Source organism: Paenibacillus sp. JT22N1, assembly GCF_059692155.1.
Map to the genome: position 1 here is coordinate 145,321 of NZ_JCAUAW010000018.1, position 23,200 is coordinate 168,520.

Annotated in this window: 19 protein-coding genes and 1 riboswitch; of the genes, 17 read left to right on the plus strand and 2 right to left on the minus strand. The window is 45.7% G+C overall.

What is annotated here, in order from left to right; genetic code table 11:
- Window positions 1-20: 20 nt before the first annotated feature.
- The 8 genes from AC58UU_RS29735 (at window position 21) to AC58UU_RS29770 (ending at window position 9,265) form a co-directional block, all read left to right on the plus strand.
- On the plus strand, window positions 21-515 hold the full coding sequence (locus AC58UU_RS29735) for a GNAT family N-acetyltransferase (protein WP_497320927.1): 495 nt from the start codon (window positions 21-23) through the stop codon (window positions 513-515).
- 23 nt (window positions 516-538) lie between these two features.
- On the plus strand, window positions 539-3,595 hold the full coding sequence (locus AC58UU_RS29740; protein ID WP_497320928.1) for a cyclic nucleotide-binding domain-containing protein: 3,057 nt from the start codon (window positions 539-541) through the stop codon (window positions 3,593-3,595).
- 53 nt (window positions 3,596-3,648) lie between these two features.
- Window positions 3,649-4,086, plus strand: a complete 438-nt coding sequence (locus AC58UU_RS29745) for an ATP-binding protein (RefSeq protein ID WP_497320930.1) — start codon at window positions 3,649-3,651, stop codon at window positions 4,084-4,086.
- On the plus strand, window positions 4,083-4,418 hold the full coding sequence (locus AC58UU_RS29750) for an STAS domain-containing protein (RefSeq protein ID WP_497320931.1): 336 nt from the start codon (window positions 4,083-4,085) through the stop codon (window positions 4,416-4,418). The genes AC58UU_RS29745 and AC58UU_RS29750 overlap by 4 nt, the downstream gene beginning before the upstream one ends.
- A 21-nt stretch (window positions 4,419-4,439) precedes the next feature.
- On the plus strand, window positions 4,440-5,894 hold the full coding sequence (locus AC58UU_RS29755) for a PP2C family protein-serine/threonine phosphatase (RefSeq protein ID WP_497320933.1): 1,455 nt from the start codon (window positions 4,440-4,442) through the stop codon (window positions 5,892-5,894).
- 127 nt (window positions 5,895-6,021) lie between these two features.
- Complete coding sequence (locus tag AC58UU_RS29760; RefSeq protein WP_497320935.1) at window positions 6,022-6,855, plus strand: eCIS core domain-containing protein; 834 nt, start codon at window positions 6,022-6,024, stop codon at window positions 6,853-6,855.
- An 86-nt stretch (window positions 6,856-6,941) separates the two neighbouring features.
- The gene (locus AC58UU_RS29765; RefSeq protein ID WP_497320937.1) at window positions 6,942-8,732 is read left to right on the plus strand and encodes a hypothetical protein; all 1,791 of its coding nucleotides are present in this window, start codon (window positions 6,942-6,944) and stop codon (window positions 8,730-8,732) included.
- 14 nt (window positions 8,733-8,746) lie between these two features.
- The gene (locus AC58UU_RS29770) at window positions 8,747-9,265 is read left to right on the plus strand and encodes a YbjN domain-containing protein (protein WP_497320938.1); all 519 of its coding nucleotides are present in this window, start codon (window positions 8,747-8,749) and stop codon (window positions 9,263-9,265) included.
- A gap of 66 nt (window positions 9,266-9,331) precedes the next feature.
- On the opposite strand, the gene AC58UU_RS29775 is transcribed toward AC58UU_RS29770, so the two are convergent.
- Window positions 9,332-9,922: a hypothetical protein gene (locus AC58UU_RS29775; protein WP_497320939.1), complete on the minus strand. Its 591-nt coding sequence runs from the start codon at window positions 9,920-9,922 to the stop codon at window positions 9,332-9,334.
- Between the two features lie 357 nt (window positions 9,923-10,279).
- The gene (locus AC58UU_RS29780) at window positions 10,280-11,263 is read right to left on the minus strand and encodes a bile acid:sodium symporter family protein (protein ID WP_497320940.1); all 984 of its coding nucleotides are present in this window, start codon (window positions 11,261-11,263) and stop codon (window positions 10,280-10,282) included.
- Between the two features lie 271 nt (window positions 11,264-11,534).
- Here AC58UU_RS29780 and AC58UU_RS29785 point away from each other — a divergent pair, with 271 nt between their 5' ends.
- The 9 genes from AC58UU_RS29785 (at window position 11,535) to AC58UU_RS29825 (ending at window position 22,758) form a co-directional block, all read left to right on the plus strand.
- The gene (locus tag AC58UU_RS29785; protein WP_497320942.1) at window positions 11,535-12,188 is read left to right on the plus strand and encodes a TetR/AcrR family transcriptional regulator; all 654 of its coding nucleotides are present in this window, start codon (window positions 11,535-11,537) and stop codon (window positions 12,186-12,188) included.
- 13 nt (window positions 12,189-12,201) lie between these two features.
- Window positions 12,202-14,001 carry a sensor histidine kinase gene (locus AC58UU_RS29790; RefSeq protein WP_497320944.1) on the plus strand — a complete coding sequence of 600 codons (1,800 nt, stop codon included), beginning with the start codon at window positions 12,202-12,204 and terminating at the stop codon, window positions 13,999-14,001.
- Window positions 13,973-15,589 (plus strand): response regulator transcription factor, encoded by a 1,617-nt coding sequence (locus tag AC58UU_RS29795; RefSeq protein WP_497320946.1) that lies wholly within the window; start codon window positions 13,973-13,975, stop codon window positions 15,587-15,589. Before AC58UU_RS29790 ends, AC58UU_RS29795 begins: the two co-directional genes overlap by 29 nt.
- 272 nt (window positions 15,590-15,861) lie before the next feature.
- Entirely contained in the window at window positions 15,862-16,731 is an 870-nt protein-coding gene (locus AC58UU_RS29800; RefSeq protein ID WP_497320960.1) for an ABC transporter permease, read from the plus strand.
- A 16-nt stretch (window positions 16,732-16,747) separates the two neighbouring features.
- Window positions 16,748-17,638 carry a carbohydrate ABC transporter permease gene (locus AC58UU_RS29805; protein WP_497320948.1) on the plus strand — a complete coding sequence of 297 codons (891 nt, stop codon included), beginning with the start codon at window positions 16,748-16,750 and terminating at the stop codon, window positions 17,636-17,638.
- A gap of 58 nt (window positions 17,639-17,696) precedes the next feature.
- On the plus strand, window positions 17,697-19,235 hold the full coding sequence (locus tag AC58UU_RS29810; protein WP_497320949.1) for an ABC transporter substrate-binding protein: 1,539 nt from the start codon (window positions 17,697-17,699) through the stop codon (window positions 19,233-19,235).
- 21 nt (window positions 19,236-19,256) lie between these two features.
- Entirely contained in the window at window positions 19,257-20,762 is a 1,506-nt protein-coding gene (locus AC58UU_RS29815) for a DHA2 family efflux MFS transporter permease subunit (protein WP_497320950.1), read from the plus strand.
- Window positions 20,759-21,616, plus strand: coding sequence for a sugar phosphate isomerase/epimerase family protein (locus tag AC58UU_RS29820; RefSeq protein WP_497320951.1), 858 nt, complete (start codon window positions 20,759-20,761; stop codon window positions 21,614-21,616). The genes AC58UU_RS29815 and AC58UU_RS29820 overlap by 4 nt, the downstream gene beginning before the upstream one ends.
- 41 nt (window positions 21,617-21,657) lie before the next feature.
- A complete protein-coding gene (locus AC58UU_RS29825; protein ID WP_497320953.1) occupies window positions 21,658-22,758 on the plus strand; it encodes a Gfo/Idh/MocA family protein in 1,101 nt (366 codons plus the stop codon).
- 64 nt (window positions 22,759-22,822) lie between these two features.
- Window positions 22,823-22,921, plus strand: a riboswitch (TPP riboswitch).
- Window positions 22,922-23,200 lie beyond the last annotated feature (279 nt).

Consider the following 23,200-nt stretch of genomic DNA (forward strand, 5'->3'; position numbering starts at 1 on the left):
GTGAAAGAGGCGATCTTGGCATGCATGTACAGGAATTAGCAACGGAAAAGGACGCATTGCGAATTACAGATTTCTATTTGTCTTCGGATTCTTTTGATGACCAGCGGCATACACCGGGAGAGCTTGAGCATTTCCGCAATGCTCCCATGTTAAGCTTAACGCAGCGCAATCATCGTCATTGGTTTATTGAGAACGAATCAGGTGAGATTATTGCGGTTACCAGCTGCAAGGAAAATGAGCATCAATCCGGAGGTTTTCTGTGGGATTACTTAGCTGTACACCGCGAGTACCGCAGACATGGCTTTGCGAAAATATTATTCCAAGCGTTGGAGACGTTCGCTAGGTTAGCGGAGGGACGATATATACTTACCTATACCTGTGATTTGCCAGACTACCAGCCCATCCAAAAAATGTTTAGAGCGAATGGTTTTGAATTAATCGGCACTTATCCGAATTACTATTATGAAGGTGAAGCAAGGCTGGCTTTCTACAAACCACTGTTAAACAACAAATGAAATAATAGATTGGACCTGATGATATGCAAGGAAGCTTAACCAGATGGATGGGACTGCGCACAGAAGATATCCGGAAGCTATGGATGATGCTGCCGATCTTTTATTTTAGCGGGATTGCTGAATCCTTGAACTATACCGCGTTCATGGCGCTTTTTAACCAAAGATTCGGTGTGCAGTATTTACCTTATATCTATATCGTAGAAGCGGCAATCATGCCTCTAGAGGGTTGGCTCTTAGCGAAGCTGGCGAATCGGCTGCCTAAGGCCAAAATGATGACGACGCTCTACCTAATCATGATAGGATTGCTGCTCCTCAATGGTGCCGTGCTGCTTGGATTTAAGCTTGGCGGCATTGATTTCCGGTATTACTACCCGATTCTGTTCTTATCTTCCAACTTTGTTGTGAGGCAGCTGACGCTGCTGCTTTGGAGTACGGCCTTTGATCTGTGTCCCACACAGCAGGCCAAAAGGTTAATGCCGGCGTTCATCGCCTCGACGACGACCGGCGGGATTACGGCAGGCTTGATCGCTCACCAAATTGGTAAACTACTTGGTACCGAAGCGGTGTATGCGCTCGCTCCAGTGTTGATGGTGTTCGGCTTCATCTTTTTCCGCAAAGCGTTGGCACGGTATTTGGTGCCCTTGACTTTGAAAGAAGACAAACGATTGAAGGACCTGGGAACTTCCGGAACGGGGGGAGAGGCGCAGCAGCCTGCTGGTTATTATGCGAAACAGATGCTGCGCAGCCCGTTCCTGCTTTGCGCCATTGCTTTGATGACACTTATGCCTGCGGTTTATTTTATGATCGAGTATCAGTACTTCACAGTTGCTGAGAGCAAGTTCCCCAAGGAAGGCGATCTAACCTCATTTTATGGATTAATTACCGCTATTCAATTCACGATCTGCTTGCTTCTGCAAACGGTGTCTACCCGCTTAATGAACTGGCTGGGCGCGAGTAATATGCTGCTGGCGATTACGGTCATCTTCCTTGGCGGCTTTGGACTTACTGCTTTGTTTTTAAATCAATCGCTGGGGCTCGTGATGGTGTCCGGCTCTTATGCCATTTTTTATATTCTGCTTTATTACATTGCGGAGCCGTGCTATCAGCTCTTTTTCAAAATGATGCCTATCGGAAAGCGCGACGGCTATCGTTATTTTGCTCAAGGTGTGGCTGCTTCGGGCGGGATCTTAATCGGTTCGCTGCTGTCCTTGCTGCATTCGTTTGGCTTAATTCAGCTGTCCCCACTTGCCTGGGTAGGTGTAGTTGTAGCGGCTATTCTCGTTGTGGTGGCGTGGTACGGAAGGAATCTATACATACGTGAACTGGTTAAAAGTGTGCAGTCCTTGCATGCGGATCTATCGGATATTGCGGGCTCCTTTATTGGGGGCATTCGCAGCTCCAAAGCTTTATCCTCCATGCTCGGCTATCTGAAGCATCCGAATGATTATGTGCGAGAGTTGGCTCTCGAAGTGATTGGCAAAGCGAAAGATTCCGCTTTCCTGCCGCAGTTGATCGGAATGATCGGTGAGGAGAGCTCAAGAATCCGCATTGCTGTGCTGCGGGCGATGAATCTTCAAGGGGCAACGATTCAGGATCTCGTGCAGGTCGCTTCGTTCCTGGAGGATGAGGACCCTGAGGTGCGTGCGGAGAGTGTGAAGTTGATTTCAAAGGCAACACATCTCAAAAGCCAATCGCATTTCTTCATTCGTGTTAAGCTGCTAGACAACCATCCGAAGGTTGTGCACGAAGGCGTTAAGGCGCTTTATGCGCTGGAAAGTGAAGAAAGCTATCAAGCCTGTGATGAGGCTATTATAAAAATGCTCGATTACGGCGGTGAATGGGCGGTTTATGGCTGTCACACCGTCGCTGATCTGAAGCTGGATTCCTATTCAGCATGGGTGTTAACGCTGCTCGATGATCATCGTCCTGCTGTCAAAGTTGCAGCTGCACAATGTATTGGCAAGCTTCAGCAGGTGGATGCAATTCCTCACCTCTTGTCGATGGTGCCACTCGCAGATCAAGAGCTGCGCAAGGCCATTCTCGAAGCTTTCGTAGATATGGGGGCTAAGGCGCTGCCAGCCTTGCTGAACGGTGTGAATCATGTGAATCCGTTTATATGGAATTCGGCGGTTACAGCGCTTGCTGAGCTGCTGGATGAAAGTAAATTACGTTCAGAGTTAGTAGATCGCTGCGTAAGTCGAATGCTTGCTTCCACGCAGGAACGTGCTTTGCCTACTGCTCTTCAAGAGCTGGGGATGCAAGGACTTGCCGAGCTAGCCAACCAACGCTGCGGGGAGCTGCATAATGCTCTTGTAAGCGGCGCGTGGGCGGTAATGGCCAAGTTCGTAGATGAGCGTGTGATTACAACACTCCGCGAAGCGACGCAGGACGAGAGTGACGAGGTTCGCGATAATGCTTTGGAGGTTCTTGCTGAAGGGCTCGGCGATCGCAGATTGGCCTTGGCCCTGTTGGAATTATTTAAGAAAGAAGCGGGCAGCAGCCGTGGGGTTATGACGGAGCCGCTTCTCATTTTGCAAGAAGCTAAGATTTGGTCGGATGATTGGCTTCGAGATATTGCTGTTTATGCACTAAGTTCACTGGAGCGTGCCGATATGAAGGAAGATCGCAAGTTTTTAACGATGCTGGATAAAGTTATTTTCTTGAAACAGGTTTCCCTATTCGCGGACCTGTCCGTGGATGAACTAGGTTTAATTGCAGGGATTGCAACGGAAGAAGTACATGAGGATTTAACTTATTTATTGCGCCGTGGTGAGCGGAATGCAGCCATGTATCTCATCATTGAAGGCAATGTTGAACTGAGCAATGAGACAGGTATTGGGGAGACTGTAACGATTGGTGTACTAGGACCGAAGCAAGCATTCGGCGAAACGACGGCATTAGACGGATCGCCTTCCTCGATTACAGCTCAAGTGATTTTCGATGAGGTGCGTGTGCTCACTTTGCAAGGGGAAAGCTTGTCTCGGTTAGTGAGATTGTACCCAGAGATCGGGATTGGGCTGCTTCATGCTTCTAGTGCCAGAGTGCGGCTGCTCGAAAATATGCTTTTGAAAATGGCTTAAATCGGTTATTCGTCTAGTGGCTTCAGTAATCAGCGTCTGGGAGGGTGAATGTCGTGTCAGCAGAGTCCATCGTTTTGAGCAATGATCTGAAGGAACTGGAACGGCTAGGTGTGTTCTTGCGAGGTTTGTCAGGGACGATGGGCATGGATGACCATACGTTGTACCAAGTGAATTTAGTCTGCGACGAGCTTGTGACGAACATCATTCTCTATGGCTATCCGCCTGGTGAAACCCGTATGCATACGATCCGCATTGATCTGGGGCTTGTCCCTGGTGGTTGGGAGCTTCGAATGACAGATCGCGGGGTGCCTTTTAATCCTCTGTTGAAGTCAAGTCCGACTGTGGATCTGAGCTTGGAAGATCGAGGGATTGGCGGTCTCGGCATCTACTTTGTGAAGCAAGTAATGGATGACATCGCGTATGAACGCTTGAACGAGGAAAATGTTCTAATGATGAAAAAATGGCGAATCAAGGAGGAGGGAATATCATGATGATAACCGAGCAAATGCAAGGAGATATCGTGCTGCTGTGCTTAAACGGCAGACTGGATGCGAATACATCCGCGAGCTTGGAATCGGCTTTTGCAAAACTAGTCGAGCAGGGGAAGGGCAAGTTTGTGTTTGATCTTCAAGGACTTGACTATGTCAGCAGTGCAGGACTAAGAAGCTTACTTGCAGCAGCCAAAATGATTAAGGTGATTCAAGGCAAGCTGGCGCTGGCACGGATGAATGAGCATGTGAAAGATGTTTTCGATATGTCGGGATTTAGCCGTATTTTCTCGATTTATGAGACGGAAGCGGATGCTATCCATGCGATTTCATAGTTGGAAAGGGAGGCGCGCTAGATGAATATCGTTGTTGGTGTGCTTCTCATAGTTTGTCTTATGGTTGTCATTTTGTGGCAGCTGAGTGAGCGGAAACGAAGATTTGCAGAGTTGGAGCTTCTGCGGACAATGCAGCTATTCGACGTGAGCCTAGAAGTGAATTCAACGATCCGCAAGCAGGATTTGCTTGTGAAAATCATGGAAACCTCTTCCCGCATTATGAATGCGGAGGCTTCATCGGTCATTTTGGTCGATGAGGAAAAAGGGGAGCTGTTCTTTGACCTCGCACTTGGTGAAAAAGGCGATGAGGTACGTGAAATTCGCCTCAAAATAGGTGAAGGCATCGCAGGCTGGGTCGCGCAAACCGGCAAATCGGTCAAAATCGACGATGTTGCGCAGGATGAACGCTGGTCGTCAAAGGTGGCCAAACGGGTCGATTACCCGACACGCAGTATGCTCTGTGTCCCTCTTATTAGTAAAGGGAAAATTATCGGTGTGCTGCAGGTGCTTAACAAACGAGATGACGCTCATTTCACGGATCGCGATTTGCAGCTTCTCGAGTCCATCGCTTCACCAACGGCAGTTTCTTTGGAAAATGCCATGCTGTATGACGCGCTGGAGAAGTCCATTCATGCTTTGAAAACGACAACGGCCGCTAAAGAACGGATGGAGAGCGAGCTGCGCATTGCCACCGACATCCAGATGGGATTCCTCCCTCACGGGAGTTTGAGTTTAAGCAGTGGCGGCGTTGAAGATGATATGAGCATCTCATCTGAAGTGGAAGTTCGTGAAAGTGCTGCCGTAGTCTTCGTGGAGACACAGGCCATTATTCGTCCTGCTCGTGAAGTGGGCGGGGACTTCTATGACTACTTCTGTATCGGGGCGGATCGCTTGTTCTTCGTGCTTGGCGATGTATCTGACAAGGGAATACCGGCTGCTTTGTTCATGGCGGTAACCATGACGTTGTTGAAAGGGAAGATGACCTCAGAGATGACTCCCGGAGAGCTGTTAACGGCAGTCAATCAAGAGCTTTATAAGGATGACTCTACGATGTTTGCGACAATCTTCTGTGGTCTGCTAGACGTAGGAACAGGACTGCTGACCTATAGTGATGGTGGTCATTGTCCCCCCTATATCGTACGGGAAAGCGGAGACGTGGAGCAGCTGAAAGGGAAGAAAGGGCTTCCGCTTGGCGTTATGGATGATATGCTTTATATGAATAATGAAATAACATTAGGTCTTGGTGATCGAATTATACTGTATACCGATGGGATTACAGAGGCTGAGGATCTGCAGCAAGAACAATATGGCTTCTCCCGTCTGCGGGAATTGCTGACCAAGGAGCAAGCTAGCAATCAAACACTTTTATTGGCGCATATGGTTGAGGACGTTGATCGGTTTAAGGACGGAGCTATCCAGTCTGACGATATTGCTGTTCTCATCGTAGATCGAAAAGCAAACAAAATGCAGCCTTAACTATCTATAGATGTGATATAGTGAAATTACAATGACTTCGTGCGCTCAGACACGGATATTTACGGAGCGCAGCCATCAGCGGATGGAAAATAAGGCTGGGAAATGCCACTATAGGGGGTTCATGCCAATGCAACAGTCACGTATAAACAAGCAACCAGATACTTCTTTGCAAACGAATCATCGTACTCAAAACAGCTCGAAACAATCAGCGGGAGTCGATCTCATGAATATTCAGCGTGCGATCGGCAATCGGGCCGTAGGGAGTATGCTAAACGTGCAAACGAAGCTAACGGTTGGCCCCGAGGGCGATTCCTATGAGCAAGAAGCGGATCGTAGGGGCAAAGAAGCTGCTGATCATATAGCAGCCTCGGAGAGCGGCAGTTCATCGAAGCCGGATGTTCAGCGCTCGGAGAGCGGAGAATCGGAAGAGGAAGAGCTGCAGATGAAGCCGTCGAGCGAAGCGATCCAGCGCTCGGAGAGCGGAGAATCGGAAGAGGAAGAGCTGCAGATGAAGCCGTCGGGCGAAGCAATCCAGCGCTCGGAGAGCGGAGAATCGGAAGAGGAAGAGCTGCAGATGAAGCCATCGGGCGAAGCGATCCAGCGCTCGGAGAGCGGAGAATCAGAAGAGGAAGAGCTGCAGATGAAGCCGTCAGATGGCGGAAGCTTCGATGCAGGGGCTTCTATCGAATCCAAGATCAAATCGCAGCAAGGCAGCGGAAGCAAGATGGATGATAGCATTCAAGCGAAGATGGAATCGGCTTTCAAAGCCGACTTTAGCAACGTTAATATTCATAATAATGCGGAGTCTTCCAAGCTTAACGCGGCATTGGGAGCGGAAGCATTCGCAACGGGGAATGATATCTTTTTCCGAGAAGGCAGATATAATCCTGAAAGTCATCAAGGTCAGGAACTCCTGGGGCATGAATTAACGCATGTAATCCAGCAACGAGGCGGTAAATAAACTTAGATCTACGGCAACAAGGAATACTTATTCGCTTGTTGCCTTTTTGTATGGATAACATATACGCGTAAGGGAGTCAGGCTCTGATGGCAAAAGGTAACCAAATTCAAACCAAGCCGACCGCATCTGTTCACCAGAATGCGAATCAATCGCAAATGTCTCAGAGGAGCAGCGCAGCGCCTCAAGCGTTTCCACTCAGTCCGAATTTCTTTATACAAATGCAGCGTACGGCAGGCAATCGGGCAACGCAAGCTTACACCAATCAACTCATTCAACGTAATCCCTCGGCTTCTCCTTTACTTGTGGTTCCTACTGCGACTGCGGCGCCGGCAACTACGGCAGCGCAGACGCTAGCTCCAACGGCGGCAGCATCAGCATCAGGAATGTCTAAGGAAACCGCAGATATGACTGCGGGTGTCACATCAACATTCAGTGACAGCTTCGGGGCTCGATCGGATAATTTGAAAGATTCTTTTGATAAAACGGATAATGCAAGTGATGCTCAACAATCCGCTAGTATGGGGGCTGTCGCTTCAGCTGCAGATTTGATTGGAGGTCCCTTCCAAATCTTGAGTACAATCAGGGAAACGTTAGCCATTTCTTCAGCTGACCGTACGAAAGAGGATTACGCATCAGCAGGATTAGCTATAACTGAATCCGGCGGCAAAATGGTCAGCGGCTCGGCAGGTTTGGTTGATAAAGCAGCGAAGTCTACGGGTCACAAGGATGGCGTAGGAGGTTCCTCATCAGTCAGCGATTACTCCGGAACGGTTGCTGAGGCGATATCGGCTGTGAAGAGTACCATTATGACCGTTAAGGGTATATATGATATGTACAGTAAGTTCTCCGAGAAGGATACGGGCGAGAAGGCAAAGGGTGTTATTGATGTTATCAGCAATGCCATCCAAGGTGCGCAATCGGGTCTTAAAGTGGCTAAGGGCATCATGGAGATAATGGAGACAAGTACAGCAAGCTTAACCTCCGTCATACCGGGTGTCAGCATTGCGGTCAGCGGTGTGAAAATTGCCATAAAAACCGTCGATGTGATTAAAGCCGGCTTAAACCGTTCAGCAATGACTGCATTGAAACGTGATTTCAAAGGAAAAGCTGAGAATGCTGCATTCGTCAAAGCTAAAACGTGGTATCGCAACGCAGGTGTGGATAAAGCGAAGCTTGCTGCGCATAAATTAACCCTAGAAACGAAGGCAGCTCAAGGCGATGCGGCAGCTAGAAGTCAGCTCGAAGCAATTAAAAACTACGAACTGGCCAAAGAAATGAAGAACATCAATGTGAAGCGGACGACACGCGGCGGCTTGCAAATTGGCTTAGAGTTAACTAAAATTGCAGCAGACATTGCAACATTGACTGGGGTTGGAGCACAAGTCGGAACACCTCTCAAAATTGTCGCTTCTGGTGTGGGAGCTGCCATGCCAATTGTGCGCTCTTTGAAACAAGCAGGACGCGACCGTGCAGCTAAGGACGGAGCATGGGGCATTACCAAAGCGGTATTCGATGCGAATAAATCGACAGAGAAGAAGTTGGAACGTCGTAGCAGAGATGCGGATCTGATTCTTGATTTAATCAGGAGCTTGCCTGAGATCTACGATCCTGTACCAGCAGCAGCGCCTGCGCCTGCAACGGCAGCCCCAGCGACTGGGTCTGCACCAGCAGCGGCAACTCCTGCACCAGCACCAGCACCGGTAGCTAGGTCTTTCACCGGAGGTGGCCATACAGATTCAGAAGTGATTACTCGCTACAAACAAGTATGTAGTTTTATAGAGGCAGCGGGAGTTAATTGGCCAACGCTTAAAGGCTTAGAGAATGATCGGGATAAACTGAGAGAAGGTCTTATTACTGCGATGGGCCAAAGAGAATAGGAGAGTGGACATACATGCTACCAGATTTGGTACATGCGCGCCATTTGGCGCAACTGGGATTATTGAAGCAAATCCTAGATGAAGCGGATCTTGCCACGAATTTATTGGAAAAATCCGAAGTGATTCCACTTCACGTGTTAATGGCAGGATTTCAAGAGGATAAAAAAGGGCGTGAACGGTTCCTGCACTTTAGTTTTTTACCTCTGAACGATGATGATATTGTTTCCATCCAGCTGCTACAAATTTACAGTACGCTGCCGTTTCACCTACAAGAAGGAGCGCGAGATGGCGTGGCTGCCGTTCTGTTGGAGATCAATACGAGATTGCCAATCGGTCATTTTGGCATTAATGAACAAGACGAACTGCACTACCGATACGTATATAGCATATCAGCGTCCAGCACTTTTGAAAGCGAAGAAGTATTGGAGATTCTCAGCTTGTTCGTCTACATGTGCGATATGTTCGCTGAGCATGTTGAATTAGTAGCTAGCGGCGAAGCCTCTGCGGAGCAAGTTGTTCAATCTTTGAGATAGTTAAAGTAAACCCAAAAAACCGATTGCTTCCATCATAGGAGATCGGTTTTTTGGCTATATTCTGCGCTACTTGATTTTAGTCTGCAGCAGTTCAATAAGCTGCTTGCCGGGATCTCTCATTTCACCGCCAGCAGGACGATTTCCATTGCCATTCTTGCCGCCAGTTCGATCGGGGGCATTAGCGTTTGGTTGTGCAGAAGCATCTGGTTTATTTTCTGTATTTCCGTTATTCCGAGGTCCATTTGCACCGCCATTTCCACGATTGCTCATACGCGTTGCTGAATCTTCTATAAATTTCTTCTGGGCATCCGTTAGCTTTTCAAACAGCTTGGTCTTGTTTTCATCACTAAGTTCTGCTTTTGTGACGATTTCTTGTGCAACGGGCAGCATGGTTTGCGCCTGTTCCTTGGTAATGGAAAGTCCATCTGCTTTGTCTAGCTGAAGCAGGGTCTGAAACGTACTGAACATTTGTCTTTGCGCCGCATTCATGACAGGTCGGTCTTGAGAATTTTGCTTGCCGTCTGCCTGTGATTGTCCGTTTTGTTGTTGTTGCTGTGGTTGTGCTGAGCTTGCTGCAGCAGGTTGAGAGGATGACGGGTTCCCACAACCACTTAGTAATACGGGGATAAGAATGCATAAGCCCGCTATTTTCTTCATTTTCATCATGCTATGTATCACTCCTATCAATCATCTTCTTCACAATCGTACACGACAATTATGAAAAATCTGAGAAGAGAAACTGAATGATACATAAAAGTTAGCTTAAAATTTGCTGAGGGAAAAGATTAAGAAGATGAAGTAACACAAAGTTTACAACTAGGGAGGTACTGTTTATGAAGGAGCTTGTTGGGGAGTGCAAGGAATGTAAAAAGCCAATTTTCTGCAATGATGGATTTATTGACGGCGTAGTGTTAGACGATAACACGTTACTATGCTTTGAATGTTTCGATGGAGAGAGCGAAATCAACAGCTAGCAGAACAAAAGAAGAAGCTGCTCAGGCAGCAGCTTCTAAACTAAACTTGTTTCACACTTTTGACGGTTAAGCTGGGAATATTACTTTTCAAAGCGTACCGCCTATTCAGCAGATAACCGAAAAGGGAGGCCAGCGATTGCTGGAACAGCATTCCTAGTACAACGGGGACAGTCACCGGAGGCGGGAAGTAGGCAACTGCGAGTACCGCGCCAGCACTAATATTACGCATCCCACTGTTAAACGTAAGTGCTACGACGACGTCTTGTTCCCATCGCATGAGCTTGGCGACCAGCCACCCGATGATGTAACCAAGTGAGGCTATGAAGAGTACAAATCCGGCTAAACCTAGTAATCTAGCATTAAAATCACGTAAATAAGGGGCGATTACGGAGCTGTTGATAGCGACAACGATGCCCATGGTTATTTTCGAAAAAGGACCTAGACGCTCACTCCATTGTTCTTTAATTTTGCCGCGTGTCCATTGATTCAGCAGCATTCCAATGATAGAAGGTAGAACGATCATTAGGAATAGACCTTTCATCATCGCGAAGGAATCCATCTGTACTTTGGTACCAATTAACGCAGAAAGTGTGTAGGGAACGACAAAAGGTGAAAGAATGGTGTCCATGAGAATAATCGATAAGGTGAGCATGATATTTCCGCGATAAATAGCTACCCAGACGAAGCTAGTAATGCCAGTAGGTATGGCAGCTGCTAAGATGAGGCCAGTTATGGTCATGGGCTCATGGCTGTATACGACATGCCCGAGAACCAGCGCAATCAGCGGCATCGCGACATGTAGAATTAACAATGTGGTTATGAGTGGAAGAGGCTGAACGACGACTTTGACGAATTCTTTGAAGCTGGAGCTTATGCTGCCTGCGAAGGTCATAAAGGCAAACAACCATGGGGATAAATAGGTGAATCCGGATAAATGACTGCCTAGTAAAACACCGATGAGAACACTGACTGGTGTGATTAGCGGCAAGATTTTTTCTAATTGACGATTCAATTGGGAAAGCATTTAGGTGAACATCCTTCCTGCAAACTTCTTAGGCAGTTCTGTCTCCCTATTATAAGAGTTGGAAGGGATAGTGACTAGCCCCACATCGTTATGGATGCAAATTAGGTGAGCTTTATTATGCCTCTGGAGAAATGGTTAAAAGGGTGCTTTAGAATAATGAAAACGTTTGCAATGAATTTGGCTATTGGATATAATTGGCGTACAAGCAAGGTGTTTACACTGTGTAAATAGGTTGTATTTATGGGTAGCTTCTGTATCGAGGAGTGTTTGTATGAAAAGCAGATGGGAACAGGAATTAGAGGAACAAAGAAATAAACGGCGGCAGGAAATTATTTTTGCTGCTCAGGAGCTTTTTTTGGAAAAAGATTTGCCAGGTGTAACGATGAAAGACATCGGACATCAATTGGGGATCAGCCGAGTTACTCTTTACAAATATTATAACTCGATTGATGAGCTGGCGTTTGAGGTTCAGATGAAGGTTTTAGACGATTTATTTAGATTTGTCGATTCTCACAAAATCGGTGAACGAGCCGATGAAAAAATGCGGAACTTGTTATTAGCATGGCAGGATTTTACCCAGACTAGACCTAGCCATTTGCGCTTTATTGGACTGTTTGATCACTATTACCGGGAAAAGTATCCAACACTCGAATTGGAGGAAAAGTACAGAATATTTATCCAAAATGTCTTCCCATCGCCTGTTCAGCTTATTCAGGAAGGCATTCAAGATGGCTCGATCCGCCCTGATCTGGATCCCGCCAAATCTTCAGCCATGATTGCTAATACGATGATGAGCATGACGCAGCGAATGGCATCTAGGGGGAATATCCTTCGTGCCGAACAAGAGATCGATCCAGGCGAGATGATGCGGCAGCTAATTGACATGATCATGGCCTATCTGAAACCCGAAGTGTCTTCTATCTGATCATCAAGCTTTCATGAGAGGGGAAGTCTATTCCACCATGCAAATTCATACTTTGCCTCTGTTCAAGACACTGCGCTTTAAGTTGATATTTGGGTTATTCATTATTGTCATCCCCATCGTGTTTTTCATGATCTATAACAATTTGTATGCCATCAAAGTTGTTCGAAATCAAGTGGCTCAATCGAATAAAAATTTAATCAGCTTATATATGGGGCAGATCGACCGTAATTTGGATGAGGTTGACAAATATTTGTTCAACTTCGCTGCGCAAGACATGGGACTACTTGTGCTTGATGCGCAGCGAGATCAAAATGCCGATCGGTACTCTTTTACGAAAATTCAGTTAAATAATAAGTTGTTAAAAGATCTCCCTAATTATAAATCAATGGATATGTTCTTTGTTTACTCTGAGCCGAATCAAGATTTATTGACAGTTATGAGTGATCAAGTCTCTTACACCAGACAGGTGGCCGTTGAAAATAGCATTAAGACCATTTTTCAGGATCAACGCGATGGTTCAAATCAGACAAGCTTGAGAGAATGGTTCATGCTAAAACTCGGAGATCAATACTTTTTAACCCGTGTGATCAAATATGGGAATGTCTATATCGGGGCATGGGCGGATGCGAGTAAATTAATGGTGCCGTTGAACCTGGTCGATTTGGGAAACAACGGTAGGGCGCTGCTGGTTACGGACCTGTTCGAGGCCATGTCTAACCAAGCTTTTGTACAAGAAAATCACATTAATTTAATCGATGTTGGAACGGATTATAAACTCACTGGAAAAAATGAAAAATTCTTAGTCGTTGGTGAAAAATCCGCGAAAGGCCGTTTCAGCTTAATCGCTGTCATACCAGACAGCATCATTCTAGAGAATCTTCCACTCCTTCGCCGAATGGTATCGTTCATTTTGATGGGATCACTCATTCTGCTTCCATTCATTTTATTTCTTTTAAGGAAAATCATCTTGATTCCGATAAATCGGATCATGATGGCCATGAGGAGAATCGAAGATGGGAATTTGGACGTCCGCATCACATACAGCCCTTCTGTCATTGAATTCGACAAGATGAACCAATCCTTCAATCGCATGATATCGCAAATACAAGAATTGAAAATAAACGTTTTGGAAGAACAATTAAATCATCAGAAGGCCGAACTCAAGCATTTGCAGCTTCAAATTAATCCGCACTTCTTTTTAAATTCCTTAAACATTATTTATAATTTGGCGCAGGTGAAAGACTTTGCACTGATTCAGGAAATGGTTCTATGTCTCGTAGAATATTTCCGCTTTATGTTTCGGAGCAACATGGCATTCGTCGCTTTGAGGGATGAGGTCCAGCATACTCTTAATTACTTTCGTATCCAGGAGATGCGATTTCCCGAAAATTTGACTTATGATCTATCTGTCCCGGACAACCTGATGGACGTAGTGGTTCCTCCGCTTGTTATTCAGACCTTTGTGGAAAATGCGATCAAACACGCAGTTAGCATGGATAAACAGATTCATATTGGTATTACCATTGAAGCCACATCAAATAAGAAAATTAAAATACGAGTTGAGGATACAGGTAAAGGATTTCCCGAAGACGTTTTAACTCGGCTGCAGATGGAAATGGATATCGGTAACGGTGAAGGTCATCATATCGGGATATGGAATGTGCAGCGTCGATTGCGTCTGCTGTATCAAGATCAAGCCCAACTCACGTTTTCAAATGGCGCTGGCCATGGCGCAGTGATTGAAATTCTCATCCCATTTCATGAGAAGGAAAGAGGAGAAGTCTATGCATCAATTGCTGATCGTGGACGATGAAATTCATGCCGTACGAGGGATTAAAGCGGGTGTAGAGTGGGACCAACTTGGATTTTCAAGGGTTCATGAAGCTTTTAACATACGGCAGGCGAAGGAAATCTTTTTAACCCAAAAAATTGATATTCTGCTTTGCGACATTGAAATGCCGGAAGGTGATGGATTTCAACTGTTATCTTGGGTCAAAGAACACTCTCCAGATACCGAGTCCCTCTTCTTAACCTGTCATGCTGATTTCGAATTCGCGCAGAAAGCGATTCAATTGGGAAGTCTGGATTATATGCTCAAACCTGTCCGCTTTCCGGAATTGGAGAAAGCCGTTCGAAAAGCCATCGAACAGTTGGAAAAGAAAAGAGGATTAGTTCAATTTAATGAAACCTATAAGCATTACTATCAGTTATGGGAAGCGTACCAACCCATGGTTGTTGAGCGCTTTTGGCAGGATTTAATTCATAGGTCGATCCCTTCGAATAAGGTTCAAATCAAAGAAATTATGGCGAAGCAAAATATACCTTATAGCGACGCAGCCGTATTTGTGCCGATATGGATCAGTGTTCAGCGTTGGCATAAAAAACTGACTCTTCGTGAAGAAAAAATAATGGAATACGCCTTGCGCAACTCTTTGGAGGAATTGGCAGTAAGGAAAGAGTCCAACGGTCAAATTGTTCAGGTCAAAAGCGGAGGGTTGCTGATCATCCTCTCGGTTGACCCGGATAGCAGGATCGATAAAGAGAAGCTAATCAGTGAATTGCAGGGTTATATCGATGCCTGTAACCATTACTTTTTCTGTGATCTTTGTTGTTATATCGGTGCTCCCGTATTTATGGAGGGAATGCTGGAGATGTTCGAATCCTTAGTCACGATGGAATCCCACAATGTTACAAAAACGAATAAAATTTTCTTCTTGAGTGAACAACAATGCAGCTACGATACCTTTCCGCTGCCTAAAATGAACGGTTGGGCGGAAATGCTCAAGTGTGGATGCAAAGGGAAACTGCTGAAAGAGATCGATCATAGTTTGGATGCGATGAAGCAAATGGAAAGACTCAATGCCAAATTGCTGCGCGGATTTTATGAGGACTTTCTCCAAATGATTCATCACGTATTGCATTATAAAGGCCTGAGGGCGCATCAGGTTTTTTCGGAAGAACTCCTGTCTATGCAAGCATCGTCCGTTTCCCGTTCCATAGCTGATCTTAGACAATGGATAAACACGATGATCGAAGAAGCAGCGGGTCGAATTAACATAGTGGATGAAAGCCAAACCGTTGTGGAAAAAGCGAAACAATATATCGCTCAGCACATCAACGAAGATGTTTCGCGGGAGGATATCGCCAGCCATGTGAATATGAATCCAGACTACCTGACAAGAATCTTTAAGAAAGAAACCGGCTTGACGATTTCTGATTATGTTCTTCAGGAACGGGTAGAATTGGCTAAAGAGATGCTGGTGAAGACGGATCTTCCGATTGGAAGCATCGCCTCTTCGGTGGGCTACAATAATTTTTCCCATTTCTCAAAAATGTTCAAGAAAGCGACGGCCATTAATCCACAGGATTACCGCAAATTATATGAAACTTACCAGACATAAGTTTCCTTAAACATGAGATCGTTCCCTTCTCGGGTTCGGTCTTTTTTGCTCAAAAAGAAGTCGGAAATGCGATAACAGGAAGTCGGGAAACAGGTAGAGTGCGATGCAGCGGTTATATATGATGAGAGTATAAAGGATGAGGGAGGAACGATATGGAGACAACGACAACTAGGACAAATTCAGCGACTACGACAGCTGCTGGGATAACGGCAACGAAATCAATAACTGGCAAAAAACTGAGAAAATTATGGAGGTATGCTCCACTGTTCGTGATGGTCATACCCGAAATCATTTATCTGATCATCAACAACTATTTGCCGATGTTTGGCTTGATCATTGCGTTCAAAGACGTCAACTTCACGAAAGGAATTTGGGCCAGCGATTGGGTTGGATTTAAAAATTTCGAGTACCTGTTCAAAACCTCCGACGCCATGCTGATTACCCGAAATACGATTCTATATAATTCGGCTTTTATTATCATTAATTTGATCATCGCCGTCGGCGTAGCGATTTTGCTGAATGAAGTGAAGAAGAAATTATTTGCCCGGTTTTACCAAAGCGTCATTCTCATCCCCTATTTGATTTCGATGGTTATTGTCGGTTATTTGGTGCTTGCCATGCTAAGTGGAGAAACCGGTTACATTAATAAACAAGTCCTGCCTATGCTTGGAATGGATCCAATCTCATGGTATAGCGAAGCCAAATATTGGCCGTATATATTGACCTTTGTGAACATTTGGAAGCATGTTGGCTACTTATGTGTTATCTATTTAGCGGCGATTATCGGAATCGACCCTGAATATTACGAGGCGGCTAGGATTGATGGAGCGAGTAAATGGCAGCAGATCACGAACATTACAATCCCTTTAATTGCTCCGGTTATCGTTATTATGACGCTGCTGCAAATTGGTCGTATATTTTACTCGGAGTTCGGATTGTTCTACCAAGTACCGCTTGATACGGGCGCACTCTTTCCTACAACCAACGTTATCGATACGTATGTCTATCGGGCTTTACTAAGATTGGGCGACATCGGTATGTCTTCGGCAGCGGGCCTATATCAATCCGTTGTGGGATTCATTCTCGTACTCATCTCAAATTATGTGGTGAGCAAGCGAAACAGCGATAACGCTTTGTTTTAATAAGGAGGGAATCCCATTGAAAGTAAAAAGCCAACTGTACCAAGTGATCATTCATGTTTTCTTTATTGGCATTGTTTGTCTCTGTCTTCTTCCGTTTTTTCTGCTCGTGATTACTTCTTTTACTGATGAAATGACCATTGTATCAGAAGGGTATTCCTTCCTACCGAGTAAATTCAGCTTGGCAGCGTACGAATTCTTGTGGAACGATTCCTCCAACATATTTCGGGCTTACGGTATTACCATTCTGGTAACTTTAGTTGGTACTTTTGTGGGGCTATCGATTACTGCCCTATGTGCCTATCCATTATCTAGAAAGGATATGCTGATTCGCAAGCCGCTCTCATTTATCGTGTTTTTCACACTGCTGTTTAACGGAGGCCTGGTCCCCACCTACCTGGTATATACACAAGTGTTCGATATGAAAAACACATTACTGGCCTTAATCATTCCCGGTTTGCTATCCAACGGATTTTATGTGCTGATTATGCGAACCTTTTTTATGACTTCAATCCCAACCCCTGTTATTGAATCAGCATCTATTGATGGGGCGGGGGAATTTAAAATCTTTTTCCAGATCGTACTTCCTCTTTCTCTTCCAATCCTGGCTACAGTTGGTTTGATGCAAACGATTGGCTATTGGAACGATTGGTTCAATGGATTAATCTATGTCACCGACAGCAAGCTGTTCAGTTTGCAGAACTTGTTAAACCGAATTTTGTTAAACGCACAATTTTTGTCAAGCAACGCGAGCAGCAGCACAACGGAGCTTGCTGCAAGCAGTAACATTCCGATGGAATCGGTCCGTATGGCTATGGCGGTTATTGGGACTATTCCCTTGCTGATCGCATACCCTTTTTTTCAGAAATATTTCGTCAAAGGTCTCGTCATTGGAGCAGTCAAAGGCTAGGCTATACTCGGCATCGGCCGGTTAGCATAAATGGAATATAAAACAGGGAGGCTACGAAATGAGAGGGAATAGAAAGAGCGTCCAAACAGCGTTAACGGGAATGATAGCCGTTTCTCTTCTATTGACGGCTTGCAGCAGTGGCAGCGGTGGCTCTACGGCTACAAACGCACCAAGTGCGGCAGGGGAAACTGGAAAGGCGAAGTCGGATTTAAAGCCTTATGAACTAACAGTGGCCTACTATAAAATTGGTAATAACAAGGATCTCCAGGAGGTCCAGGATGCCGTTAATAAACTCACCAAAGAGAAAATTAATGCAACGGTTAAATTTGTGCCTATTGACCCAGCTGCGTATCAGCAACAAGTCAATCTGATGCTTGCGAGCAATGAAAATTTGGACTTGCTAGTCACTTTGACAGCACTCGGCTACGGTACGCAAGCGGCAAAAGGACAGCTTGTTCCTTTAGAGGATCTGCTTAAGAAATATGGACAGGATATTGCCAAGGTCGTCACACCGGAGATTCAAAAAGCGACGATGGCCAGCGGTAAACTTTATGGCATACCTAGCGTACGCGACTGGGCAGCCGACTACGGCATCCTGATGCGCAAAGATATTGTTGATAAATACAAGATTGATCTGAGCAAGATCAAGACCTTTGATGATTTGGATGCCGTATTCAAGGTCGTCAAAGATAACGAGCCGAATATGGCGGCTATTGTTCCGGAAGGCGGGGGTACGTCCTATATCGCGTCCATTGCACCTGGCTTTATGGACCCATTGAATGATGATAACGGAGTGCTGCCGGACCATGATAATAACCTGAAGGTAGTCAATTGGTTTGAATCGAAGCCATATTCTGATCTATTGAAAATGGTCAGAAGATGGTATTTGGACGGATATATCCCGAAAGATATCGCTACAAACAAAATCCGCCCTGAAGACCTTGTGAAGGCCGGCAAAGCTTTTTCCTTTACAGTGCATATGAAGCCTGGCTATGAAACGAAGGAAGCCATCTTGACGGGCACGCCGATGGTTGCAGCTCGCATTATCCCGCCTGTCACTTCTACGTCGTCGATTGCAAATGTCATGTTCAGTATCGCCAAAAACTCGAAGGATCCGGAGAGAGCCATGATGTTCCTCAACTTGCTTTACTCCGACAAAGAGTTGATCAACTTGATCGACTATGGCATTGAAGGAAAGCACTACATAAAAAAGGGTGACTTGATCGCCTTCCCGAATGGCGTAGATACGCAGAATGCCACCTATAGCCCGAATCATGGATGGGAGTGGGGCAATCAATTCCTTTCCTACATTTGGGAAACGGATCCTGTTAGCCTTTGGAAAGATCAGGCTGATTTCAACAAATCGTCCAAAAAGTCAAAAGCACTCGGCTTCAGCTTTTCTGTCGATCCAGTTAAAACGGAAGTGGCCGCTGTTCAAAGCGTGAAGGACCAGTTTAAATTAGGTTTGGAAACCGGTACGCTGGATCCGGATAAAAACTTGCCTGAATTTATAAGTAAAATGAAGGCTTCAGGCATGGACAAAATTATAGCTGAGAAGCAAAAGCAGCTTGATGAATGGGCGAAAACCAATAAGTAGTATTTTGCGAGGAGTAGCTGCATGTCCCCTACAGAGATACAGGAGAGAAACATACCGTTTGTACCGGTAATGACCGCGATTTTTTTCGGGTCCGTTCTGGCGACACTCGGAATGAGTTCGATAAGTGTAGCGTTTCCCGTGTTGATGGGTCAATTTCATACCGATTTGACGACTATGCAGTGGACGATGACGGGCTACTTACTGGCAACCGGAGTGGTAGCTCCCGTCACCGGCTATCTTGGGGAAAAGATCAGTACCAAGTACCTTTATGTCGCTGCGCTTATTGGTTATACGCTGATTTCAGGGCTTTGCGCTTTCGCATGGAATATTGAATCGTTAATTGCGTTTCGAATTGTACAGGGTATATTTGGTGGGATGATCTTGCCAGCTACGATGACGATCCTTTATCAGGTGATTCCCCGAGCAAAGCAGGCGTTTGCGCTCAGCATGTGGACCTTGTCAACGATGCTTTCGCCCGCGTTCGGACCTTTATTGGCAGGTTGGCTGATCGGAAAGTTTGAATGGAAATGGCTGTTCCTCATGGACATTCCGTTCGGCATTGCGGCAGTTGCAGTCGCTTGGCGGCTTATTCCCTATTACAAACTGAATACACCGAAAACGTTTGATTTGCCCGGCTTGGTTACCGTAATTTTGAGCAGCGGCTCCCTCCTGATCGCTTTCAGCGAAGCACATGCATGGGGATGGAGCTCGTGGAGAACGCTATCGCTGCTCGCTTTCGGCTTCCTGATGCTCGGGTGCTTCATTCGGAGAGAATTGACGGTCCCCGAGCCACTTTTGAATTTGAAGGTATTTGTCAATGTGAAATATACGGTTAGCCTTGCCGTACTGGCCATTATTACACTCAACTTGTATTCAGGCGCCTATTTGATACCGGTGTTCCTGCAGAACGTTCAGGGGGCATCCGCACTGGAGGTCGGTTTGATCTTACTTCCGGCCACACTTGCGATGGCAGGTGTGATGCCGCTCGTCGGCAAGTTGTATATAAGAATAGCCCCGCAATGGCTGATCGTTTCTGGAATTCTATTGATTGCGGTTGGAACGTTAGCCATAGGACGTCTGGATGTGAACGTATCGCAATGGTACATCACTCTGTGGCTGACCATACGCTACATCGGGCTTTCGTTAACGATCATGCCGCTTACCAATATCGGTATGGAGGCCATCCCGCGTGAACTGTCCGGTCACGCTTCATCGGTGAATAACTGGATCCGCCAAGTCTTCGGTTCCTTCTCAATCGCGTTGTTTACTTCACTTATTGCATCACGGTTGACCGTACATAACCAAGCACTTGGTCTAGATGAGGCTGCGGAAGCCCAGCGAAAGTTGCTGAAGGCGGAAGCCTTCACGATGAGCTCCAATGACGTGTATATCGTGGCGACGTTGATCGTATTAGTTGGACTTCCTCTCGTATGGACATTGTTTAGAGGCAAACCTCGGAATGAAAAGCTAGCAAAACCTAAGCTTCGGCACATGAAAAATTTAACACAAAAGGAGCAGTTAAAATGAGCATTTCAATTGGCGTGAATTTATTTTCAGTCTTTCAAGCACTAAACAACGACTACTTTGGCACTCTTGAAAAGGTAGCTGCTGCAGGCTATACCAATGTGGAATTAATCACCACCAATTTTATGACAGGCGTCCGATACAGTGATTCATTCCCTTTGCAAACCATCAAAAATAAGCTGGATGAACTAGGTCTTAAGCCCATAGCTGCCCATGAACGACTGGATCAAGATGCCCAGAATTGGGACCAGTTAATTCAAGAAAATGCTGAACTTGGATGTAAAGCGATTGTATTGCCGTCTGCCTGGATCAAAAATCGTGAAGATACACTGAAAACCGCAGAACAGTTGAATGCAATCGGGAAAAAATGCAAGGAAAACGGGTTGCTATTTTACTTTCATAATCACTTCCATGAATTCAAAAGATGGGGAGATACGACCTTATACGATATTTTAGTTGAAAATACGGACCCGTCCTATGTCAAATTTGAGTTGGATTTGGTCTGGGTTATGCGCGCAGGACTTGATCCCATGGCCGTTCTTGAGAAATTAGGCAGCCGATGCGATATCGTCCATCAGAAAGATTTAAATAAAGATATCGTCATTCTAAACGTATTTGACGCCCTCCAGCCAGGTGATGAAGATTTGGATATGATGCAGCTATATCGCGGGAAGGGATACATACAAGCAGGTGACTTTGTGGATCTTGGAACCGGCGTAATAGACTTCAAAGCCACCTACGACAAAATAAAAGAAATGGGCACTATCCAATATGCCTTTGTTGAAAATGAGGGTACAAGCGACGATAAATTTACAAGTATTGAGAATGATTTAAAAGTTTTGCAAAAGTATGTATAGAGCCGCTAAATGGCGAATTTGAGCATAGGGAGTGTTCGATCATGTCAACAGCAAAATTGAGAATCGGAATTATAGGCTGCGGCGGCATCGCCAACCAAAAGCATATGCCTTCTTTAGCGAAACTCACTCATTTAGGCGAAATGGTTGCTTTCTGTGACGTCGTTGAAGAACGAGCTGTGAAAGCTGCAAAGGAATTTGGAACGGAACAGGCCAAAGTTTATTTGGACTATAGGGAATTATTACAAGATGAGTCTATTGACGTTATTCATGTATTGACTCCCAATCTTCAGCATTCCTTCATAACAGTAGCTGCGCTGGAGGCTGGTAAGCATGTCATGTGCGAAAAGCCGATGGCCATCAATTCGATTGAAGCTAAAAAGATGTTAGAGGCAAGCAAGAAGACAGGAAAAAAATTGACCATTGGTTATCAGAATAGATTCAGAGACGATTCGCAAGTATTGTACAAAGCGTGCCGCCATGGGGAGTTCGGCGATATTTATATGGCCAAAGCACACGCCCTTCGCAGACGCGGAGTTCCAACCTGGGGCGTTTTTACAGACAAAGAGCAGCAGGGTGGCGGACCGTTGATCGACATTGGCACGCATGCGCTGGATTTATCTCTCTGGTTCATGGACAACTACAAGCCGAAATCGGTGACAGGATCGGTATTCCACAAATTAGGGGATAAGTTCGAAGGCAACATGTTCGGTCCATGGGATCCGAAAAGCTACGAGGTTGAAGATTCGGCTTTCGGATTTATCAAAATGGAGAATGGTGCAACGATATTCCTGGAATGCGCATGGGCGCTGAATATAACCGATACTAGAGAAGCCATGACTACCCTGTGCGGAACAGAGGGCGGAGCGGAAATGAAAGGCAGCCCTGCTATGGGCAAAGGTGAGCTGGTGTTTAACAGCGCCAAGTATGGAAAACTGGTCGAAACCAAGGCTACAACAGGCGGAGGCATTGCTTATTTCAACGCAGGTGCCGAAGATCCAGGCGTGAAAGAAGCCAGACAATGGCTGGAAAGTATTCTCCAAGACACGGAGCCTCTTGTTAAACCTGAGCAAGCATATGTTGTTACCCAGATTTTGGAGGCCATTTATGAATCGGCAAAAACGGGGAAAACAATTGAATTTTGATCAATGAAAATTTCTATTTCCAAGTGATGGATGACGTGCTATGATATTTAACAATTGCATACGAATGAATCCCTAGGGGCGCCGCAAGGCTGAGACAGAGCAATCTGAACCCTTTGAACCTGAACTGGGTCATACCAGCGGAGGAAAGTGGAACGATCATTGAGGCCATCTTTGTATGTTTATTAGGCGGCAACCTACAACCACTTTTCTTTGGAAAAGTGGTTTTTTTGTGCCTGAAATTGAGTTTTTGGGGTTGGAATAGATGAGCTAGCTGGTGGGTTAGCGATGTTTTTCATCGTTAGAGTCGCTGATTGCTGGTTGTGAGTGAGTTTTGAGCCATTTTAGGGATGTTTTTCATCGCTAAAGTTGGAATAGATGAGCTAGCTGGTGGGTTAGCGATGTTTTTCATCGTTAGAGTAGCTGATTGCTGGTTGTGAGTGGG

What these genes read in the sequence shown, in the direction of transcription:
- AC58UU_RS29750 (WP_497320931.1), top strand. Translation starts at nt 4,083, where the DNA reads ATGATGATAACCGAGCAAATGCAAGGAGATATCGTGCTGCTGTGCTTA.
- AC58UU_RS29765 (WP_497320937.1), top strand. Translation starts at nt 6,942, where the DNA reads ATGGCAAAAGGTAACCAAATTCAAACCAAGCCGACCGCATCTGTTCAC.
- AC58UU_RS29820 (WP_497320951.1), top strand. Translation starts at nt 20,759, where the DNA reads ATGAGCATTTCAATTGGCGTGAATTTATTTTCAGTCTTTCAAGCACTA.
- AC58UU_RS29735 (WP_497320927.1), top strand. Translation starts at nt 21, where the DNA reads ATGCATGTACAGGAATTAGCAACGGAAAAGGACGCATTGCGAATTACA.
- AC58UU_RS29810 (WP_497320949.1), top strand. Translation starts at nt 17,697, where the DNA reads ATGAGAGGGAATAGAAAGAGCGTCCAAACAGCGTTAACGGGAATGATA.
- AC58UU_RS29770 (WP_497320938.1), top strand. Translation starts at nt 8,747, where the DNA reads ATGCTACCAGATTTGGTACATGCGCGCCATTTGGCGCAACTGGGATTA.
- AC58UU_RS29760 (WP_497320935.1), top strand. Translation starts at nt 6,022, where the DNA reads ATGCAACAGTCACGTATAAACAAGCAACCAGATACTTCTTTGCAAACG.
- AC58UU_RS29780 (WP_497320940.1), bottom strand. Translation starts at nt 11,263, where the DNA reads ATGCTTTCCCAATTGAATCGTCAATTAGAAAAAATCTTGCCGCTAATC.
- AC58UU_RS29790 (WP_497320944.1), top strand. Translation starts at nt 12,202, where the DNA reads ATGAGAGGGGAAGTCTATTCCACCATGCAAATTCATACTTTGCCTCTG.
- AC58UU_RS29785 (WP_497320942.1), top strand. Translation starts at nt 11,535, where the DNA reads ATGAAAAGCAGATGGGAACAGGAATTAGAGGAACAAAGAAATAAACGG.
- AC58UU_RS29795 (WP_497320946.1), top strand. Translation starts at nt 13,973, where the DNA reads ATGCATCAATTGCTGATCGTGGACGATGAAATTCATGCCGTACGAGGG.
- AC58UU_RS29740 (WP_497320928.1), top strand. Translation starts at nt 539, where the DNA reads ATGCAAGGAAGCTTAACCAGATGGATGGGACTGCGCACAGAAGATATC.
- AC58UU_RS29800 (WP_497320960.1), top strand. Translation starts at nt 15,862, where the DNA reads ATGGTCATACCCGAAATCATTTATCTGATCATCAACAACTATTTGCCG.
- AC58UU_RS29815 (WP_497320950.1), top strand. Translation starts at nt 19,257, where the DNA reads ATGTCCCCTACAGAGATACAGGAGAGAAACATACCGTTTGTACCGGTA.
- AC58UU_RS29775 (WP_497320939.1), bottom strand. Translation starts at nt 9,922, where the DNA reads ATGAAGAAAATAGCGGGCTTATGCATTCTTATCCCCGTATTACTAAGT.
- AC58UU_RS29755 (WP_497320933.1), top strand. Translation starts at nt 4,440, where the DNA reads ATGAATATCGTTGTTGGTGTGCTTCTCATAGTTTGTCTTATGGTTGTC.
- AC58UU_RS29825 (WP_497320953.1), top strand. Translation starts at nt 21,658, where the DNA reads ATGTCAACAGCAAAATTGAGAATCGGAATTATAGGCTGCGGCGGCATC.